The organism is Cellulosimicrobium cellulans, assembly GCF_016907755.1.
GTDB classification, from domain to species: Bacteria; Actinomycetota; Actinomycetes; order Actinomycetales; family Cellulomonadaceae; genus Cellulosimicrobium; species Cellulosimicrobium cellulans_D.
On sequence record NZ_JAFBCN010000001.1, the window covers coordinates 3,620,122 to 3,640,086 of the forward strand.

8 protein-coding genes and 1 rRNA gene are annotated in these 19,965 nt (G+C 71.5%); 1 reads left to right on the plus strand and 8 read right to left on the minus strand.

Annotated features, from left to right (window positions below):
• Positions 1-390: 390 nt before the first annotated feature.
• The 3 genes from JOE63_RS15855 to JOE63_RS15865 form a co-directional block, all read right to left on the minus strand.
• Positions 391-1,912: ribosomal RNA gene (locus JOE63_RS15855) — 16S ribosomal RNA — on the minus strand.
• 637 nt (positions 1,913-2,549) lie between these two features.
• Positions 2,550-4,154: a 5-oxoprolinase subunit B/C family protein gene (locus JOE63_RS15860; RefSeq protein ID WP_244286214.1), complete on the minus strand. Its 1,605-nt coding sequence runs from the start codon at positions 4,152-4,154 to the stop codon at positions 2,550-2,552.
• A complete protein-coding gene (locus JOE63_RS15865) occupies positions 4,151-4,945 on the minus strand; it encodes a LamB/YcsF family protein (protein ID WP_204542546.1) in 795 nt (264 codons plus the stop codon). Before JOE63_RS15865 ends, JOE63_RS15860 begins: the two co-directional genes overlap by 4 nt.
• A gap of 81 nt (positions 4,946-5,026) precedes the next feature.
• Here JOE63_RS15865 and JOE63_RS15870 point away from each other — a divergent pair, with 81 nt between their 5' ends.
• Positions 5,027-5,602 (plus strand): GNAT family N-acetyltransferase, encoded by a 576-nt coding sequence (locus tag JOE63_RS15870; protein WP_204542547.1) that lies wholly within the window; start codon positions 5,027-5,029, stop codon positions 5,600-5,602.
• A gap of 69 nt (positions 5,603-5,671) precedes the next feature.
• Here the strand turns inward: JOE63_RS15870 and JOE63_RS15875 are convergent, their stop codons facing one another.
• The 5 genes from JOE63_RS15875 to JOE63_RS15895 form a co-directional block, all read right to left on the minus strand.
• Positions 5,672-10,663, minus strand: a complete 4,992-nt coding sequence (locus JOE63_RS15875) for a ThuA domain-containing protein (RefSeq protein WP_204542549.1) — start codon at positions 10,661-10,663, stop codon at positions 5,672-5,674.
• Between the two features lie 202 nt (positions 10,664-10,865).
• Positions 10,866-11,759, minus strand: a complete 894-nt coding sequence (locus tag JOE63_RS15880; protein WP_204542550.1) for a hypothetical protein — start codon at positions 11,757-11,759, stop codon at positions 10,866-10,868.
• Between the two features lie 110 nt (positions 11,760-11,869).
• The gene (locus JOE63_RS15885) at positions 11,870-17,452 is read right to left on the minus strand and encodes a ThuA domain-containing protein (RefSeq protein ID WP_204542551.1); all 5,583 of its coding nucleotides are present in this window, start codon (positions 17,450-17,452) and stop codon (positions 11,870-11,872) included.
• A gap of 105 nt (positions 17,453-17,557) precedes the next feature.
• Positions 17,558-18,457, minus strand: a complete 900-nt coding sequence (locus JOE63_RS15890; protein WP_307840152.1) for a sugar phosphate isomerase/epimerase family protein — start codon at positions 18,455-18,457, stop codon at positions 17,558-17,560.
• 207 nt (positions 18,458-18,664) lie between these two features.
• Positions 18,665-19,894: a substrate-binding domain-containing protein gene (locus JOE63_RS15895; RefSeq protein ID WP_087469453.1), complete on the minus strand. Its 1,230-nt coding sequence runs from the start codon at positions 19,892-19,894 to the stop codon at positions 18,665-18,667.
• Positions 19,895-19,965 lie beyond the last annotated feature (71 nt).

A 19,965-nucleotide genomic window follows, 5' to 3' on the forward strand; every position in this document is an offset into this window, starting at 1 on the left:
CAACCAACGACCCCGACCCCCACCCGACCCGCCTACCACCCTGGCCCCTCCACAGAGGAACAAGACTGGCGGTTCGTGGCCCGAGGACCGGCCCGTACCAGGCACCCCACCAACCGGTGGCCGGTGACCTGAGGACCCAACAGTGTGCTCGACAAGCCCCCACCCCTCACCAGCGATGTTCCACCACCACCACACCCGACCCCGACCACCCCCGAAGGGACGACCAGAGCCTGGCGGGCCGGCGGGTACTGACACCAGCGAAGACCAGGACGCTCTTTCGTCAATGTTCCACCCATGAGCAACCACCCACCACACGTACGGCGATGGCGTGGCACCTGAACCACCCACCCACCAGCGAAGCCGGCGAGGCGAGGGTTGGTAGCTCCTTAGAAAGGAGGTGATCCAGCCGCACCTTCCGGTACGGCTACCTTGTTACGACTTAGTCCCAATCGCCAGTCCCACCTTCGACCACTCCCCCCGCGAACGGTTGGGCCATGGGCTTCGGGTGTTACCGACTTTCGTGACTTGACGGGCGGTGTGTACAAGGCCCGGGAACGTATTCACCGCAGCGTTGCTGATCTGCGATTACTAGCGACTCCGACTTCATGGGGTCGAGTTGCAGACCCCAATCCGAACTGAGACCGGCTTTTTGGGATTCGCTCCACCTTACGGTATCGCAGCCCTTTGTACCGGCCATTGTAGCATGCGTGAAGCCCAAGACATAAGGGGCATGATGATTTGACGTCATCCCCACCTTCCTCCGAGTTGACCCCGGCAGTCTCCCATGAGTCCCCGGCATAACCCGCTGGCAACATGGGACGAGGGTTGCGCTCGTTGCGGGACTTAACCCAACATCTCACGACACGAGCTGACGACAACCATGCACCACCTGTGCACGAGTGTCCAAAGAGACCACCATCTCTGGTGGCTTCCCGTGCATGTCAAGCCTTGGTAAGGTTCTTCGCGTTGCATCGAATTAATCCGCATGCTCCGCCGCTTGTGCGGGCCCCCGTCAATTCCTTTGAGTTTTAGCCTTGCGGCCGTACTCCCCAGGCGGGGCACTTAATGCGTTTGCTGCGGCACGGAACTCGTGGAATGAGCCCCACACCTAGTGCCCAACGTTTACGGCATGGACTACCAGGGTATCTAATCCTGTTCGCTCCCCATGCTTTCGCTCCTCAGCGTCAGTTGCGGCCCAGAGACCTGCCTTCGCCATCGGTGTTCCTCCTGATATCTGCGCATTCCACCGCTACACCAGGAATTCCAGTCTCCCCTACCGCACTCTAGTCTGCCCGTACCCGATGCAAGCTCGAGGTTGAGCCTCGAGTTTTCACACCAGACGCGACAAACCGCCTACGAGCTCTTTACGCCCAATAATTCCGGACAACGCTTGCGCCCTACGTATTACCGCGGCTGCTGGCACGTAGTTAGCCGGCGCTTCTTCTGCAGGTACCGTCACTTGCGCTTCTTCCCTGCTGAAAGAGGTTTACAACCCGAAGGCCTTCATCCCTCACGCGGCGTCGCTGCATCAGGCTTGCGCCCATTGTGCAATATTCCCCACTGCTGCCTCCCGTAGGAGTCTGGGCCGTGTCTCAGTCCCAGTGTGGCCGGTCGCCCTCTCAGGCCGGCTACCCGTCGTCGCCTTGGTAGGCCATCACCCCACCAACAAGCTGATAGGCCGCGAGCCCATCCCTGACCGAAAAACTTTCCAACCACCCCCATGCGAAGGCGGCTCATATCCGGTATTAGCCCCGGTTTCCCGGAGTTATCCCGAAGTCAAGGGCAGGTTACTCACGTGTTACTCACCCGTTCGCCACTAATCCACCCAGCAAGCTGGGCTTCATCGTTCGACTTGCATGTGTTAAGCACGCCGCCAGCGTTCGTCCTGAGCCAGGATCAAACTCTCCGTAAATGAACAACGCCCACCACCAGGCAAACCCAGCAGTGAACAATCCATACGAAGCGAACCCCAACAGGGTTCACAAAACTGGCATCAACACGAAAGATGACATCATCTTCCGAAATCAACCAAAGGAATCCCAGACACAACCAACCACCCCACCCGACGGATGGGAACGATCAGCCATGCCACAGGGACAAATAATTGGCATTGACTAACAAGCACACTGTTGAGTTCTCAAACAACCGACACACACCAACTCAGCACCACCCGACCGGGCAGAACCTCGCTTGGGGCAACCCTTCAACCTTACCAGGTCTTCCCCGGCTCCTCAACCCCGGCTGTTCGCCGTGGTCCAGTCACCGTGGTCTTCCTCGTCGCGGGCAGGAGAACATCCTACGCCATGCGGTGGAAGGGTTTCGACCCCGGGACCAGCCACCCTCGATCGTTCGAGGCGGTGTCTGTTCCTCCCTGTCGGGCCGACATCCAGAACATTACGTGGCCCGTCGCGTCGGGGTCAAGCCGGCTCCGGGTGACCCGCCACACAGGCCGGTCGTGCCGTCCTCCCCGGTCCCGGCCCAGGTCGGGGCGGACGGGAACGACCTGCGGTGCGTCCTCTCTGTCGTCCGCACACAGCCTCGACGGCAGGTCACGCAGGCCGCGTCGCGCGGAGCACGACCCTGTCTCCCGGGCGGAGCTGGGCCGCGCGGTCGACGTCGTCCTCGCGCAGCACCCCGATGACGGGGTAGCCACCGGTGACGGGACGGTCCGCGAGGAAGACGACCGGTCGGCCGTCGGGCGGGATCTGGACCGCCCCGCGGACGAGTCCCTCCGACGGCAGCTCCCCCGCGCGGCGCGGGACCGCCTGTCCGTCGAGGCGCAGGGCGACGCGGTCGCTGTCCGCGCTCACGGTCCGCAACGCCCGTAGCGCCTGCCAGGCACCCGGCAGGAACCAGTCGTCCCGAGGCGCCGGGACGACGTCGAGCAGCGCCCCCGCCCGCTCGCCCGGGCGCAGCACGCCGGGGACGTGGCGCACCGGCGCGACGTCGACGAGCGGCCACGTGCCCGAGGGCGGCGGACCGACCGGCACGCGGTCGCCCGGACGGAGCGGGGCCGGCCCGAGCCCGGACAGGACGTCGCGGGACCGCGACCCGAGCACCGCTCCCGGGACCACCCCGCCCCGGACCGCGACGTACGTCCGCAGTCCCCGTGCCGCCTGGCCCAGCCGCAGCACGGCGCCGTCGGACACCCGGACGGGTGCGTTCATGCCCACGGGGACCTCGTCGACCGTGGCGGGGACCGCCGCCCCGGCGAGCGCGACGACCGCGGAGCCCCGGAACCGGAGCGCGAGCCCACCGAGGGTGACCTCGAGCGTCGCCGCGCTCGCCGGGTTGCCGACGAGCCGGTTCGCGAGCGCGTGGGAGGTGCGGTCCGCCGCCCCCGACGGGCCGACGCCGACCGCCGCGAGGCCGGGGCGGCCCCCGTCCTCGACGAGGACGAGCGGACCCGTCGCGACGACCTCGACGGACGGCCCCCCGGGGCCCGGGTCGGCCGCCACGACCGACGGCGCGCCGCTCGCGTCCGACGTCCCGGTCGACGGGGTCCCCTGCCGCGCGGTGGCCGCGACGGACCGGGACGGCACGAACCGGACTCGCGCCCCGGGTGCGACGAGCGCGGGCGGGTCGCGGTCGACGTCGAACATCGCGACGTCGGTGCGGCCGAGCAGGCGCCACCCGCCCGGGGACTCGCCGGGGTACACCGCGGTGAGCTCGCCCGCGAGCGCGACGGACCCCGGGGGGACGCGCGTGCGCGGCGTCGCGAGGCGAGGGGCAGCGATGGCGGGGTCGACGCCCGCCAGGTAGGTGAAGCCCGGCGCGAAGCCGCCGAACGCGGCCTCGTACACCCGCCCGGAGTGCCGGGCGACGACCTCCTCGACGCTCACCCCCGCCCAGCGGGCGACGTCGCCCAGGTCCGGCCCGTCGTAGCGCACCGGGATCTCCACCACGGGACCGGCGGGCGGACGCGCGACGTCGGACGACGCGCGGAGAAGTGCCCCCTGGACCCAGGCCCGGGCGTCGGCGACGTCGCCGCGCGCCGCGCACCGGACCAGGACCGTGCGCGCGGCCGGGACGACGTCGACGACCCCCGGCGGGACGTCGTCCGCGAGCGCCCGGTGCAGCGACCGCACGGCCGCCAGGTCGGGCAGGTCGACGAGCAGCGCCGTCTCCCCGAACCCGTGCACGGCGCCCGTCACGGCACGGTGCCCTCGCGCGCACCCGGCGCGGCGTCGACGAAGGGGCGCAGCTCGACGCCCGCGGCCTCGAGCGCGGCCCGCACCGAGCCCAGGAGCCCGACGGCGCCCGGCGTGTCGGAGTGGACGCACACCGAGTCCGCGTCGACCCGGAGCACGGAGCCGTCCGCCGCGAGCACGGTGCCCGCCGAGGCGAGCTCCACGACGCGCCGGGCGACCTGCTCGGCGTCGTGCACGACGGCGCCCGGCAGGCCGCGCGGGACCAGCTCGCCCGTGGGGAGGTAGCCCCGGTCGGCGAAGGCCTCGCGGACCGTCGGCAGCCCCGCGGCGTCCGCGAGGCGCAGCACCGCGGACCCCGGCAGGCCGACCACGGGGAGCGCGGGGTCGTAGGCGCGGACGGCGTCGACGACGGCGCGGGCCTGCGCCTCGTGGTGGACGATCGCGTTGTAAAGCGCGCCGTGCGGCTTGACGTAGCGCACCCGGTCCCCCGCGAGGCGCGCGAAGCCGTCGAGCGCCGCGAGCTGGTAGAGCACGTCGTCGGCGAGCTCGCCGGGGTCGACCTCCATGAAGCGGCGCCCGAAGCCCGCGAGGTCGCGGTAGCTCACGTGCGCGCCGACGCGCACACCGCGCGCGACGGCGTCGCGCGTCACGGCGCGCATCGTCGCCGGGTCGCCCGCATGGAAGCCGCACGCCACGTTCGCACTGGTCACAAGACCGAGCAGGGCTTCGTCGTCGGCGAGGGTCCAGCGGCCGAAGCCCTCGCCGAGATCGGCGTTGAGGTCGATGCGCGTCACCCGACCATCATGCCCGGAACACACCCGAGCCCGGGTGCGAGGCCGGCCGTGCACCCAGCGTCAGGGCGTACATTCGCGGGCATGCCCGACGACCGCTCCCCCGCCCCGGCGACCGTGCGCGTGCGCCGCGCGACGACCGACGACGCGCCCGCGCTCGCAGAGCTCGCGGCCCTGACGTTCCCGCTCGCGTGCCCCCCGGGCACGTCGCCCGAGGCGATCGCCGAGCACGTCACGACGCAGCTCTCGCCCGAGCGGTTCCGTGCATGGGCCGCGAGCGCCGCCCATGCCCTCCTCCTCGTCGAGCCCGACGGGACGGACGCCCCGGGACCCCTCGGGTACGCGCTCCTCGTCCGCGGGGTGCCGGACGACCCCGACGTCGCCGCGGCGGTGGGGCCGGGCGAGGCGGTCGAGCTGTCGAAGATCTACGTGCACCCCGCGGCCCAGGGCACGGGCGCGGCGGGCGTGCTCATGACCGCGACGACGCAGGCGGCCGCCCGTCTCGGTCCCGACCTGCCCGTGTGGCTCGGCACGAACGTGCTCAACGCCCGGGCGCAGGCGTTCTACCGCAAGCACCGGTTCGACGTCGTGGGGCGCCGTACCTACGTGGTCGGCGGCGAGACGCACAGCGACGTGGTCATGGCACTCCCCCGCGCCTGACGCCGCACGACCGAGGGCCGGTCGGGGACGTCCCCGACCGGCCCTCGGCCTGCTGTCCGAGCTGCCGCGTCAGCCGCAGCTCTTGGCGTCGTACGCGACGTCGGCCGCGAACGTGCGGCCGTCGCCGGTCGCCGCGACGCCCACGACGCCCGCCTCGACGGACGTCGCCCGGGCCGCGAACGACTGGTACGCCGAGGCGCCCGGCTGGACGCCGGTGAACGCCTTGCTGCCGAACGGCGTCGTCAGCGTGACGTCCACCGGGACGCCGTCGGCGTTCGTCGCACGCACCGCGACGTACGCCTTGCCGGCGAGGCACCGGATCTGGACCTCGGTGGTGACGTCGAGCGGCTGCTCGACCACCTCGCCCGCGAGGACGAAGTCCTCGAACGCGACGACCGCGGGCTGGGTCTGGTTCTTGCCGAGCGCGAACGGCCCGACCCCGATCCCGTCGAGCTGGTCGTTCGTCACGGCGGCGAGCTCGGTCCACCGCTCGCCGTCGAGCGACCACGAGCCGACGAACGTGTCGCCGGAGCGGGCCAGGCGCACGTGGTACGTCTTGTCCGCCTCGCGGGGCAGGTCCGACACGCCGGGCTGCGGCTGCAGCACGACGTCGCCCTTCTCGCTGCGGAGCTCGAACCCGACGGTGCCGTTGGCGGCCCCGTTGTGGATCACGTCGAGCTTCACGTAGTTGGCCTGGTCCTTGTAGACCATGAGGCCGCCCTGGTGGTAGTTCTGCGTGAGGTCGGCGCGCACCGTCGTCTCGACGGTCCACTCGTCGCCCGTCACGACCTTCGAACGGACGATGTTCGGCACGGTGGAGTTCGTCGCGCCGAAGATGTCGTCGTCGGTCGTGGTGAGCTGCAGCGCGCCGTCCGCGACGGCGAGCCGCGACGGGTCGGCGTCGACGACGTACCAGCGGCACGGGTCGAGGCCGAGGCCGGACCCGCTGCCGTCGAACGTGTCGCTCGCGGTGACGTCCTCGCACACGGGGACGCCGCTGCCGTCGACCTCGCGCACGTGGTCGAACGCGACGTCGATCTGGTTCGCGCCCGCGCTCTTGCCGAGCGCGAACACGCCGACGCCCGCGTCGCCGAGCCCCGCGTGCGTGACGGCGCGCGTGGTCGGGACCCAGGTCTGCCCGTTGTCGAGCGAGTACGACCCGGTGAACGAGTCGCCGTCGCGCGACAGGCGCAGCAGGTACTCGCCGTAGACGGGCTTCGCGACGTCGAGGACGTCGCCGTTCGTGGACTGCACGACGTCGCCGATCTCGCTGCGGAGCTCGACGCGCAGGCCGCCCGGGTGCTGGACCACGGCGAGCTTGACGTAGTCGGACTCCGACGCGCGGACGATGAGGCCGCCCTGCTGGTACTGGTTCGCGAACGCGGCCGTCATCTTCGTCTCGACCGTCCAGGAGTCGCCCGGCTGGTCGGTCGTGATGATGTTCGGCACCCGCTGGTTGCCGGTGCCGGCGAAGTCGGCGTCCGTCGTGCGCACGACCCACTTCCCGTCGCGCACCTGGGCGAGGTCGGGGCGGAGGTCGACGACGTCCCAGCGGCAGCCGTCGAGCGCCTCGCCCTCGAACTCGTCCGCGGGCCCGCGCTGCGGGTCGGGCTCGGTGCACTCGAGCGTGCCGTACACGGAGACCGCGACGGTGCCGGTCGCGTGCGCGCCCGACGGGTCGCTCACAGTGACCTTGGCCGTGTAGCTCCCGGCCGCCGTGTACGTGTGCTGCGCGGTCGCGCCCGTCGCCGTGCCGCCGTCGCCGAAGTCCCACGCGTACGTGAGCGCGTCGCCGTCGGCGTCGGAGGCCTGCGCGGCGAACGCGACGTCGAGCGGCGCGTCGCCCGTGGCGGGCGTCGCCGTCACGGAGCCGACGACCGGGGCCACGTTGTTCGCCGCTCCCCGACCCGTGAAGGTGACGGAGTCGACGTCGAACATGTCGCCCGTCGCCCCCGTCGTCGAGCGCGCGACGAAGTAGAGCGTGCGCGTGCCGCCCGGGTCGGTGACCGGGACCGCCTGCGTGCGCGCCGGCGTCTCCCAGCTCCCGGTCGGCGACAGCGTGAGCGTCGCGAGGACCGGGCCGTCCACGGCACCGTCCCGCACGTCGAGCACGCCGCCGGAGCCGCCCGAGCTGTACCGCGCGGAGATCGAGTCGATGCCCGCGAGGTTCATCCGGTCGAACGCGAACCAGTCGCCGGCCGCGATGTACCCGAGCTGCTTGCCGCCCTCGGAGATGTCCTTCGCGACGACCTGGACGCCCTGGCTGTCGGTGAAGTACTCGGCCTGCTTGGTGCGCGTGTGCAGGACGGCCTCGTCGTCGGACGCGAGCGCGGGCACGCCGTCGGCGCCCCCGCCGTCGGTGTACGTCGCGTTGACGACGCCGAAGATGTTCGCGTCGAGGCCGTGCCCCTCGTCCTTGGCGGTCGTGAGGACGCCCTCGCAGCCCGTGGCACTGGACAGCGGGTGTCCGTGGTTGTCGTGGCCGAGGATGTACTCGACGACGACCCGGCTGCAGTCGACCTGCGCGCCGTCCTCGGCGTCGGTGACCGTGACCCGGAACGGGACCTGGTCGCCGAAGTCGAAGAACTGGCCGTCGGCCGGGAGCTCGAGCGTCACCTCGGGCGCGGTGTTGCCCACGGTGATGGTCGTGGTCGCCACGCCCTGCTTGCCGTCGGCGTCGGTGACGGTGAGCCGCACCTCGTGCCGGCCGTTCTCGGTGAACGTCCGCGAGACCTGGGCGTCGGTGGCGTCGGTCTCGCCGTCACCGTCGAGGTCCCAGGCGTACGTGAACTCCTTGCCGTCCGGGTGGGAGGACCCGGTGCCGTCGAACGACACGGCGAGCGGTGCCTGGCCGTTCGTCGGCGTCGCGTCGATCTGCGCGACGGGCGAGCGGCCCCCGCGCACGTAGTCGATCCGGTAGACGGCCGAGAGCGCGTCGCCCCCGAAGTAGCCGCCGCCGTAGTCGAGCACGTAGAGCGAGCCGTCCGGGCCGAACTCGAGGTTCATCGGCCGACGGAGGTCCATGAAGTCCAGCGCAGGCACGAAGCCCGCGGGGCTGCCGTCCTCGTTCCGGATCGCCTCCTTGATCCACGCGCGGTCCCACTCGTAGAGCAGCGGCTTGCCGTCGTAGTAGGCGGGGAACTTGGTCTCGGACTCGAGCTCGGGGTCGTAGTCGTAGACGACGGCACCCATCGGGGACTCGCCGCCCGTCCCGAACGCGGGCACGGACCCGCCGTCGTACGGCTGCCACGCCGGCACGGCGGGCGGGAGGTCGACGAGGCCCGTGTTGTGCGGGCTCGTGTTCTTCGGCGCCGCGCAGTCGAACTTCGGCCCGGAGACCTTGGTCTCGAAGTCGTAGTCGTTGTACGCGAGGTTGTCGCCGATGCAGTACGGCCAGCCGTAGTTGCCCGCCTCGGAGATGACGTTGAACTCGACCGTGCCGCCGGGGCCGCGGTTCGCGTTCGCGCCGCCCGCGTCGGGACCGTAGTCGCCCAGGTGGACCTCGCCCGTCGCCTTGTCGACCCCGAAGCGGAACGGGTTGCGGAAGCCCATCGCGTAGATCTCGGGCCGGGTCTTGCCGGCCTCGTACTCGCCCTCGGGGAAGAGGTTGCCCTCGGGGACCGTGTACGACCCGTCCTCGGCGACCGTGATGCGCAGGAGCTTGCCCCGCAGGTCGTTCGTGTTGCCCGAGCTGCGGCGGGCGTCGAACGCCGGGTTGCGGGTCGCCCGCTCGTCGATCGGCGCGTAGCCGTCGGACGCGAAGGGGTTCGTGTCGTCACCCGTCGACAGGTAGAGGTTGCCCTCGGCGTCGAAGTCGATCTCGCCGCCCGCGTGGCAGCACAGCCCGCGGTCGGCCGGGACCTCGAGGATCTTCTGCTCGCTCGCGAGGTCCAGCAGGTTCTGCTCCGTGAGCCGGAACCGCGAGAGCTGGTTGTACCCCTCGAACGCCTCGAACGCGGCCGGGTCGGCCGACGTCTCGGGCGCGTCGCCGGGCGGCGTGTCGAGCCTGGGCGCGTAGTAGAGGTAGACCCAGCGGTTCTCGGCGAAGCCCGGGTCGATCGCGACGCCCTGGAGGCCGTCCTCGTCGTGGGTGTACACGGGGACGGTGCCCGCGAGCGCCGTCGTCGCGTCGGCGGTCGTGAACCAGACGCGCCCGTCGCGCGAGGTGTGCAGGACGTCGCCGTCCGGCAGGACGGCCATGGCGATCGGCTCGCCCGTCTTGGCCGCGCCCTTCGCGAGCGTCACCTGCTCGAACGAGGCGTCGACCGTCGCGCCGCAGTCGGCGTCGACCGCGCCCGCGGCGGTCTGGATGCCGCCGAGCAGGTGCTGGACGAACGCGGGGTCGGTGTAGGACTCGTCGGTGTGGCCGCCGCCGGTGTACCAGGACCGGCCGCCGTCGTACTCCTGGCACCACGCGATCGGGTGGTCGGCGCCCATGGCGCCCGACCCCGGGGAGTACGAGGACTCGTCGAGGCTCGCGAGCACGTGGACCTGGCCGCGCGGGTTCTCGCGGTAGTTGTACCACTCGTCGTACCGGTCCCAGGAGGCCGGGAGGTGGGCGGTCGAGGGGTGCTCGTCGTCGGCCACGACGACCGTCGCGTCCTGGTTCTGGGGGTGGCTGTTGAAGTACGCCCCGACGAGCTCGCCGTACCAGGGCCAGTCGTACTCGGTGTCGGACGCCCCGTGGACGCCGGCGTACCCGCCCCCGTCGGCGATGTACCGCTCGAACGCGCCCTGCTGCTCGTCGTTCAGGACGTCGCCCGTGGTGGACAGCCAGACGACGGCGTCGTACTGCGCGAGGTTCGCGTCCGTGAACGCTCCCGCGTCCTCCGTCGGGGTGACGGCGAAGTGGTGGTCGGTGCCGAGCTGCTGGATCGCCGCGACGCCCGCGGGGATCGAGCCGTGCCGGAACCCGGCGGTCTTGCTGAAGACCATGACGGAGAACTCGTCGTGCGCGGCGGCGGGGGCCGCCGTGGCGAGGGTGAGCGCCGGCGCGACGAGGGCCGCGGCGGTGACCGCCGCGACCCCCTGGCGCCGACCTCTCGAAGGTCGTGCTGTCACTTCTCCTCCTTGAGAACTGAGCGGTGCGGCTCGGCGACGTTGCCGTGCCGCAGGTCGTGCTCTCCTTCCTCGTGGTGCGTCGTGGGTTCCGCGCGTCGTCGCGCGGGGCGCTCCGGTCAGGTCCCGGTCGGGCTCGGCCTGCACCCCGGAGGGCGCCCGACCGGGAGGTCGGTGGGGCGGCCCCTCCCGGGGCCGCCGTCGGTCAGTGGTCGTGGTCCTCGTGCGCGTCCTCGTCGTCCGCGGAACCGCCCTCGTGCCCGAGGTCCATGCCACCGTCGAGCGAGTCGTCCGGGTGCACGGGCAGGAACACGTGGACGTGCCCCTGTCCCCCGGCGGTCGAGCGCAGGTCGAGCTGGATCGCGGCGAGTCCCCACGTGTCGACGGCGCGCGTGCGCAGCTCGCCGGCGAGGGCGTAGAGGTCCGTGGCGGTGGTCGGGTCGTTCGCGTCCGCGGCGGCCGCGAGTCCGACGGCGTCGAGCGTGTCGCCGACGAGCTGGAGCGAGGTGAGCATCCCGTTGCGGACGATGTTGTGCTCGGAGGAGCCGCTCTGGAGCGACTCGGTCTCGGCCACGAGGCCGTCGACGGTCGCTCGCCACTCCGCGATCTCGGCCGGGTCGGCCGGGACCGCGGTCGAGCCGTCCACGGGGAGCACCGCGTGCAGCCCGTGCAGGACGGGGACGAGCTCGGTCTGCACGTGCTCGGCGTGCTCGATCGAGGCGACGAGGTTGTCGGCGTCGCGCGCCTCCTCGGCCGCCTCGAGCTCGGCGACGCGGGCGGGGTCGACGACGAACCCCTCGTCGGGTGCGGACGACGTCCCGCGGGTGAGCGACACGACGAGCGCGACCACCACGGCGACGACGGCGAGCGCGGCGAGGGCGAGCAGCACCCGGCGCCAGGGGTCGAGGCCCGCGAACCACCGGCGCGCGCGGACGCGCGCCGGCGGTCGGGGCTCGGGGCGGCCGGCACCGCCCCGGTCTGCGGGACGGGAGCGGGCGGGCGTCGTCGTCGGGCCACCCGTGCGGCCGGAACCCTTCCGGGCGTCCCTCGCCGCCGGCGTCCGGGTCGCAGACGTCCGTCCTGCGGTGCGCTGTGCCACCTGTCGCTCCTGTCCCTGGTCGTCCCGCTCGGTGTGCGCCGGCCCGGCCGCGAGGCCGGGCCGGCGCGGTGGCCGGTGACGGGAGCGGGTCGCCCGTCACCGGCCCGCCGTCAGCCGCAGCTCACGGCGTCGTACGGCACCTCGATCTCGGTCGTGACGTCGCCGAGCGTCGCCGTGACCGTGGCCGTGCCCGCGTCGAACGACGTCGCACGCGACGCGAACGACTGGTACGCGTTGCCGCCCACCTCGACCGCGCCGAACTCCTTGGAGCCGAACGGCGTGGTCAGGGTGATCGCGACGGGCGCCTCGTCGACGTTCGTCGCGCGGATCGCGAGGTACGCCTTGCCCGCGAGGCAGCGGGCGGACGCGGTGACCTCGACGTCGACCGTCGGCTCCGGCTCGGACTCCGTCGTGAGACGGAACCAGTCGAACGCCACGGTGACCGGCGTCTCCTGCTCCGGGCCGATCGCCATGAGGCCGACCTTGGTCAGCGGCGCGTCGTTGGTCACCGGCGCGCCCAGCGGCGTCCAGTTCACCCCGCCGTCGCTGACCCAGCCCTGGTACGTGCTCCCCACCTTCTCGAGGCGCACGTACCAGTAGCCCGACTCGGTCGAGTCGGCGAGCTCGAGCTGGCGGTTGCCGCCGTTGCCGAACTGGCCGCCCTTCTCCGAGACGAGCTCGGCGCCGAGGTTCAGCGCCGCGCCCGGTGCGTTCTTCGCGAGCACGTCGGCCTTGACGTAGTTGTCGTCGTCGCCGTACGCGATGAGGCCCGCGAGCTGCCACCGGTGCACGAGCGGCGCCTTCATCCGCGTCTCGACGACCCAGTCACCCTCCGGAGCGGTCTGGAGGACGAAGTTGCGCGGGTCGCCGTTGTTCCCGGCGTTGATGTCGCCCGGCTGGGTCGTGATGCGCAGCTCGCCGTCGGCGACGGCGACCTTCGACCCGTCGTACCGGACGATCGCGTCCCAGCGGCAGCCGTCGAGGGCGTCGCCCTCGAACTCGTCGCTCGGCTCGCGGACGCCGTCGTCGGGCTCGGCGCCCGTGACGTGGACGTAGTCGACCTTCGCGACCGTGTTCGCGGTCGCCGTGTCGCCGCCCGCCATGACGCCGAACGTCGCGTCGGGCTTGACCGGCGCGGAGCCTGCGAGCGCCGTCCACGCCTGGCCGTCCGCCGAGTACGCCGCCGTGATCGCGGACCCGTCCGAGACGAGGCGCAGGTGGATCGCCGACGGGAAGCCCGCCGCGACGTCCGTCTGGCCGTGCCACGTCCGGGACCCGCCGGTCTCGGTCTGGAACTCGAGGAAGCGGGCGCCGCTCTGGTTCTTGGTGAACGCGAGCTTGGTGTACTCGTCGTCGTTCACGTGGACCAGGAGGCCGGCGTGCTGCCAGTGCCGGGCGAGCGGGACGTCGAGCTTGGTCTCGAGCGTCCACGCCCCGGCGGGTGCGGGCTGACCGAGGTAGCTGATCGGCCCGGTCACGGCCTCGTTGATGTCGCCCTGCACGACCGGCAGGACCGCGTGGCCGTCGGCGACGGTGATCGGCTGGCCCTCGGCCTGGCGGACGACCGTCCACCGCGGGTCGAGAGCGTCGCCGTCGAACTCGTCGGACGAGTCCGCGAGGCACTGCGGCGGGTTCTCCCCGCCGGGCTCCTCGGTCTGCGGGTCGTCGTCGAACACGAAGTCCTGGAACTCGACCGCGCTCGTCGCCGTCGTGCTGTGCGCCGTGACGAAGAGACCCACGTCCTGGACGGACGCCGCACCCGGCAGGGCCTGCGGCTCGCCGATCTGCGTGAAGTTCTCGCCGTCCTTGCTCCAGGAGGCCGTGTACAGGTCGCCGTCGCGCACGATCCGCACCCACGCGGGGTAGCTCGTCGAGCTCGCGCCGGTCGACGTCGTGAGCTGCCCGCTGGCGTTGCCGCGCAGCCACTCGAAGCCACCGTTCGGGCGCATGCCCAGGGCCGCGTAGCCCTGCGAGTTGGCCGTCTGCGTGACGTCGTTGCGGACGATGATGCCGGCCTTGGCGGACCCGTTGGAGTTGCCCTGGCTGTTGACCTTGACGGTCGCCGACCACGTGTCGTCGGCGCCCTGCTCGCGGTAGATGGTCGAGTACTCGTTGGTGCCCTGCCACATGTTCGCGCCGCCCGAGGTGACGAGGTACTTGCCCTCGGCGAGCTGCTCGAACGTCCCGTTCGCGTTGGTGAAGGTCTTCATCCCCGCGAAGAGGTCGCCGACCTGGGCGAGGACGACGCGCGAGCGCGTGTACAGGCCCTTGTCGTTCGTGGCGACGGCGGTCAGCTCGTAGTAGTTGTCCGCCGTGGGGTTCCACGTGGCCTCGTACGGAGCCGTGGTGTCGACGCCGATCGACTCGCCGTCGACGAAGAACTCGACCTGGGTCACGGTGTTCTCGGTGTCGTCCGCCTCCGCGGTGACCGCCATCTCGCCCTGCTCGAGACGGACGCCCGCCTCGGGGGACGTGATGCGGACCTTGGGACGGGTCGTGTCCGAGACGCCCTTGCCGTCGGCCTCGATGAAGTTGAGGCGACGCTCGCCCTCACCGGGGAAGACCACGTAGAGCGTGAACGGCTCCAGGGGGTCGGTGACCTCGACGGTCACGTCCGTGAACGTGCCGAGCCCGGTCTGCGGGATCTCGGCCGTGCCGAGGAGCTCGCCGTCCGCCGCGTCACGACGCAGCTCGATCGTGCCCTCGGCCGCCGCCGCGACCCGCAGGTTCAGGGCCTGCACGCCGTAGAGGCTCACGGGGTCGTACGACGCCCAGGAACCGTTGGACCCGGTGATGACGGAGCCGCCGCCCTCGACGTCCCGGCTCGGGATCGTCGTGGTGCCGTCGGAGGCCGCGTGGAACTCCGCCTCGCGCTTCTTCGGGAAGATCAGCGTGGTGTCCGACCCGGTGAGCGCGGGCACGTCGCCCTCGCCACCGCGGTCGGTGTAGCGCGCGTCGATCACGTAGAAGACGTTCATGTCCTCGCCGTGGCCGCCGCCGAGGCTCGTCGCCACGGTGCCCGTGCGGCCGTGCAGCGGCTCGGCCGGGTGCGCGTGGGCGTCGTGCCCGAGCGCGGGCTGGATGATGACCTGCTCGTCGTCGATCTCGTCACCCTCGGGCGAGTCCTCCGCGTCGGTCACCGACACGTCCCACGTGATGTCGTCGCCGAAGTTGAAGAAGGAGCCGGTGGGCGGCAGACCGAAGTCGACCTCGGGCCGCGTGTTGCCCACCGTGATCGGGACGGTCGCCGTGCCGATCTTGCCGGCGGGGTCGGTCACCGTGAGGCGCGCGTCGAAGACGCCGTTCTCGGTGTAGGTGTGGCTGGGCGCGGCGGACGTCGAGTCCGTCGTGCCGTCACCGTCGAAGTCCCACGCGTACGTGAGCTCCTCGCCCTCGGGGTCGGTGCTCCCCGTGCCGTCGAACGCCACCTCGAGGGGCGCGATGCCGGAGTCCGGCGTCGCGACCGGCTTCGACACCGGCGAGCGCGAGCCCGACAGGTAGTCGATGCGGTGGAGGCCCGAGTTCGGGTTGTCGCGGCCGAAGCCGCCGCCCCAGTCGAGCACGTACATGGCACCGTCGGGACCGAACTTCGAGTCGATCGGCGCGAGGAACTGCTCCTGCGGGAGGAACGGGTTGACCTTCTCGACGTCGGTCGCGCCGGGCGCGGCCTCGGGGTCCTTGAGGTCGATCGTGTACATCTTGTTGCGGGCCCACTCGTAGAAGAAGGCCTTGCCGTCGTAGGACTCCGGGAACTTCGTGTCCGAGTCGAGCTCCGGGTCGAACTGGTAGAACGGGCCGCCCATGGGCGCGAGGCCGCCGCCGGCGTTGATCGCGCCGGGGACGGACGAGCGCTGGTAGCCGTACCACATGTCCGCCGGCTGGGCCGGGGGCAGCTCGGTGAGACCCGTGTTCTTCACGGAGTCGTTCACGGGCGCGTCGCAGTCGAAGAAGTCACCGACCGTGACGGGGTTCGTCCGGTAGTCGACGTCACGGAACGGCTCGTTGTTGCCCATGCACAGGGGCCAGCCGTAGAAGCCGGGCTCCTTGATGAGGTTCCACTCGGCGATGCCGGCCGGGCCGCGGTTGGCCAGGTTGTCCGACCCGTTGTCGGGCGAGTAGTCGGCGACGCCGAGGTTGCCCGTCTTCGCGTCGATCGTGAAGCGGAACGGGTTGCGGAAGCCCATCGCGTAGATCTCGGGCAGCGTCTTCTCGGTGCCCGGGGCGAACAGGTTGCCCTCGGGGATCGAGTAGGTGCCGTCGGCCTCCGGGTGGATGCGCAGGACCTTGCCGCGCAGGTCGTTCGTGTTCGCGGACGTCGCGCGCGCGTCGTGGAACGTGCCGTCGCGCTCGGAGATCGGCGCGTAGCCGCCCGAGGGCTCGGAGTGCGGGTTCACGTCGTCGCCGACGCCGATGTACAGGTCACCGGTCTCGTGGTCGACGGTGAGGCCGCCACCCGTGTGGCCCGGCTCGTCGGGCAGGCGCCCGGCCGGGATCTCGATGAGCACCTTCTCCGACGCCGGGTCGATCACCGTGGAGCCGGGCCCCTCGGAGGAGACCGTGAACCGCGAGACGCGGCTGAAGAAGTTCGCCGGGTCGGAGTCGTTCGAGCTCGCGGGCGCGTAGTACTGGTACAGGTACCCGTTCTCCGCGAAGTCCTTGTCGAGCGCGATGCCGAGCAGGCCGTCCTCGCCGCCGGAGTACACCGGGATGGTGATCGCGGTCGTCGTGTTCTGCGTCCGCGGGTCGTACACGCGGATCTGCCCGCGCACGAGCTCGGTGTAGAACACGCGGCCGTCGGGCGCGACGTCCATGCCGAAGGGCGCGCTCGTGTTGGAGTCGAGAGCGATCTTCTCGAACGAGCCCCAGTCGGTGCCGCCGCAGTCGCCCTCGACGAGGCCCGCGGCCCACTGCACGCCGCCGACGATGTGCTGCACGAGGTCGGGCTCGTCGGTGTAGTGCGCCCCGAAGTGGCCCATGCCGGTCATCCAGGCGCGACCGCCGTCGTAGGGCTTGCACCACGAGATCGGGTGGTCGTAGCCCATCTTGTTGCTGCCCGCGTCGTACGTGGACTCGTCCATCGTGGCGAGCACGTGCGCGCTGCCACGGACGTTGGCCGAGTAGTTGTACCACTCGTCCGCGCGCGTCCAGCGCTGGGAGAGGTGCTCGGTCGACGGGTGCGTGCGGTCCTCCACCCGGACCGTGCCCGGCAGGCCGGGGCTGTTGCCGGTGGCGGCGTGACCGGGCATGAGCGCCCCGATCATGTCGTCCCACCAGCCGTAGCTGCCGCGCATGTCCGTGGCGTTGTGGATCGCGACGATGCCGCCGCCCGCCTGCTGGTAGCGCTCGAGCGCCGCCTTCTCGTCGGCGTTCCACGGGTCGCCCGACGTCTGGAACATGACCAGGGCGTCGTACTGCGCGAGGGACTCGTCGTTGAAGACCGTCGAGTCCTCGGTGTGGTCGGACGCGATGCCGACCTCCGCGAACGCCGCCTCGAGCACCGGGGTGCCCTGCGTGATCGCCTCGCTGTGTCGGAACTGGGTCGTCTTGGTGAAGATGAGCACCTTGTGCTCTTCGGCCGCGGGGACGGGGTCGTCGGCGGCGCTGGCCATCGTGACGGGCGCGAGCGTGAACGCGAGCGCTCCGATGGTCAGTGCCGCGACGGACCTCGCCCTGCGTGGGCGTCGTGCGGTCATCGTGCTGCCTCCAGGGGCATGACGTGCGGGCCCGGACGTCGTCGTCCGGGCAGGGGGGTCGTCATCCCGCGGCGTGCCGGCGCTGCGGTCGTGGATCGACTACGGCTAGGGGTGCTCCGGCGTGGGCATCAGTCCCTTCAGGTGGGCGAGGCCATCGACGGCGATGGCGTCCTGGGTCGGCGCCAGCGGCCGCCAGATGGAGGCGGCCGTGGCGATCGTCGCGTTGTCGGCGGTGAAGGACTCGATGACGAGGGGTCCGCCGTAGCCGGTCGCGTCGAGCGCGGCGAGGAGGGCGGGCCAGTCGATGTGATCGTTCCCGGGGGCGCCGCGGTCGTTGCCGCACACCTGGACGTGCGCGATGCGCTCGCCCGCGCGCGCGACCGCCGCGGGCAGGTCCGTCTCCTCGATGTTCATGTGGTAGACGTCGAGCATGAGGCCGATGCCGGCCGCGGGCAGGCGCCGCACGACCTCCAGCCCCTGGTCGACGGTGTTGACGAGGCTCGTCTCGTAGCGGTTCAGCGGCTCGAGGCCGACGACGACGCCCGCCGCGATCGCGTGCTCGACGACCGGCGCGAGGTTCTCGGCGAGCTCCTCGTACGCCGCCGCGCGCTCGGCGGGGCTCAGGCGCCACGTGCGCCCGACCGACGCGTACGCCGGGCCGCCGATCACCGGGGCGCCGACCGTGCGCGCGACGTCGACGACGTGGCGCAGGTAGTCCTGCGTGGCGCGCACCGTCGCGGCGTCCGCGGCGACGAGCTCGCGTCCCTCGCCCATGACGAGCGAGACGCTCGCACCGAGGCCGTGGTCGGCGAGGACCGTCGCCGCGGTCCCCGGGTCCCAGTCCCCCGGGTTCTCGACGGGCAGCTCGAGCACGTCGAAGCCCCACGCCGCGACGCGGGACGCGATGCCGCGCAGCGCGTCGTCGGTGAGCGGGGAGGTCCAGACCCACGTGTTGACGCCGAGCGCGCGGCGGCGCAGCGGCGGGGTCGGGGTAGGAAGAGCCACGTCGCTCTCTCTCGTCGGGTCCGAGCGCTCGGCCGTCCCGCCCGCGGGCCCGACGCCGCGGGCCACCTCCGCACGGGAGGTGCGCCGCGCCGTCGGGCGGGCGGGGCGCCCGGTCGGTCGGACGACGACCGGGCGGCCCCTCCTGGCCCGACCGCGAGGGTCGGACCGATGGTTCTACGGACCCTCAGGTCCGGTGCGGACGACGGGTCAGCGGTCGGTCCACGCCTCCGGGAAGCCCGGCAGGTCCTCGCCGCCGAACTTCGCGTAGTGCAGCGACGGCATGTCCTTGTTCGCCTCGAGGTACGCGTCCAGCTCCTCGGCCTCGATCGGCGACTGCGGCAGGACCCACTCCGAGGGCACCTGCTCGCCGGCCCAGATCATCTGCGCCGCGAGGATCGGCGTGCGCCACTGGAAGTTCGAGTACACGGCGCCGAGGGCGGTCATGTCCGTGTCCTGCCACTTGCGCAGGAAGCTCATCTCGTCCTCGCCCATGAAGACCGGGTAGGGCTTGCCCGCGTCCTCGAACGCCTCGACCGCCGCGACGGCACCGTCACCGGCGTCCATCCAGATGCCGTCCACGTCCCCGCGCTGCAGGTACTGCGTGACGATGTCCTTGATCTTCGCGCCGTCACCACCGGTGAACTCCGCGCCCACGACCTCGAGCTCGGACTCCGAGAAGATCTTGTCGGCCGCGGCCCAGCGGTTCTCCAGCACGTCCACGCCGGGCAGGATGCGCAGCGCGAGCACCTTCGAGCCCGGGTCGAGGTTCTCGACGAGGAACTCGGCGCCGTCGGCACCGTAGGCGTAGCCGCCGATCGGGTGGATGAAGGTGACCATGCAGTCGGTGTTCACGCCACGGTCGAACACGATGACCGGCTTGCCCGACTCGCACGCGGCCTCGACCGCGGGCGTCAGGGTCGCCGTCGTGGACGGGGAGATGACGATCGCGTCGCAGTCGCCCGCCTCGACGAACGCCTGGATGTCGGAGATCTGCTTGTTGTCGTCGTCCGCCGCGTCCGAGACGCGGAACTCGCCGATGACGCCCTCGGCCTTCAGCACGTCGACCTGCTGCTGCATCGTGATCCAGCCCGTCACGCGCCACGGGTTGGACACCGACGCGTTCGAGAAGCACAGCGTGTTGCCGCCCTCCGCGTTCGCGTACTCGGCCGTGTCCACGTACTCGGGCTCGATCGCCTGCAGCCACGGCTGGTCCGCCGGGCCCTCGGGCACGACCTCGCGCTGGGCGAGCTGACGGTCGTAGTCCGCCTGGACGAACCACTCGGAGTCGGCGCCGCCGGACTCCTCGCTCGCGGGGCTCTCCTCGGCCGAGGTCTCGCCACCCTCGCCGGTGTCGGTGGGGGTGTCGGTCGTGCAGGCGGCCGTGAGGAACAGCGTGGCCACCGCCGCGCCAGCCAGGAGTGCTCGTGTACGTCGCATGTCCTTCTCTCCTTGGGGGTGAGACGTCGTCGTCCCGCAGCGTGCGGGGGAAGGGGGGTACAGCTCGAAAG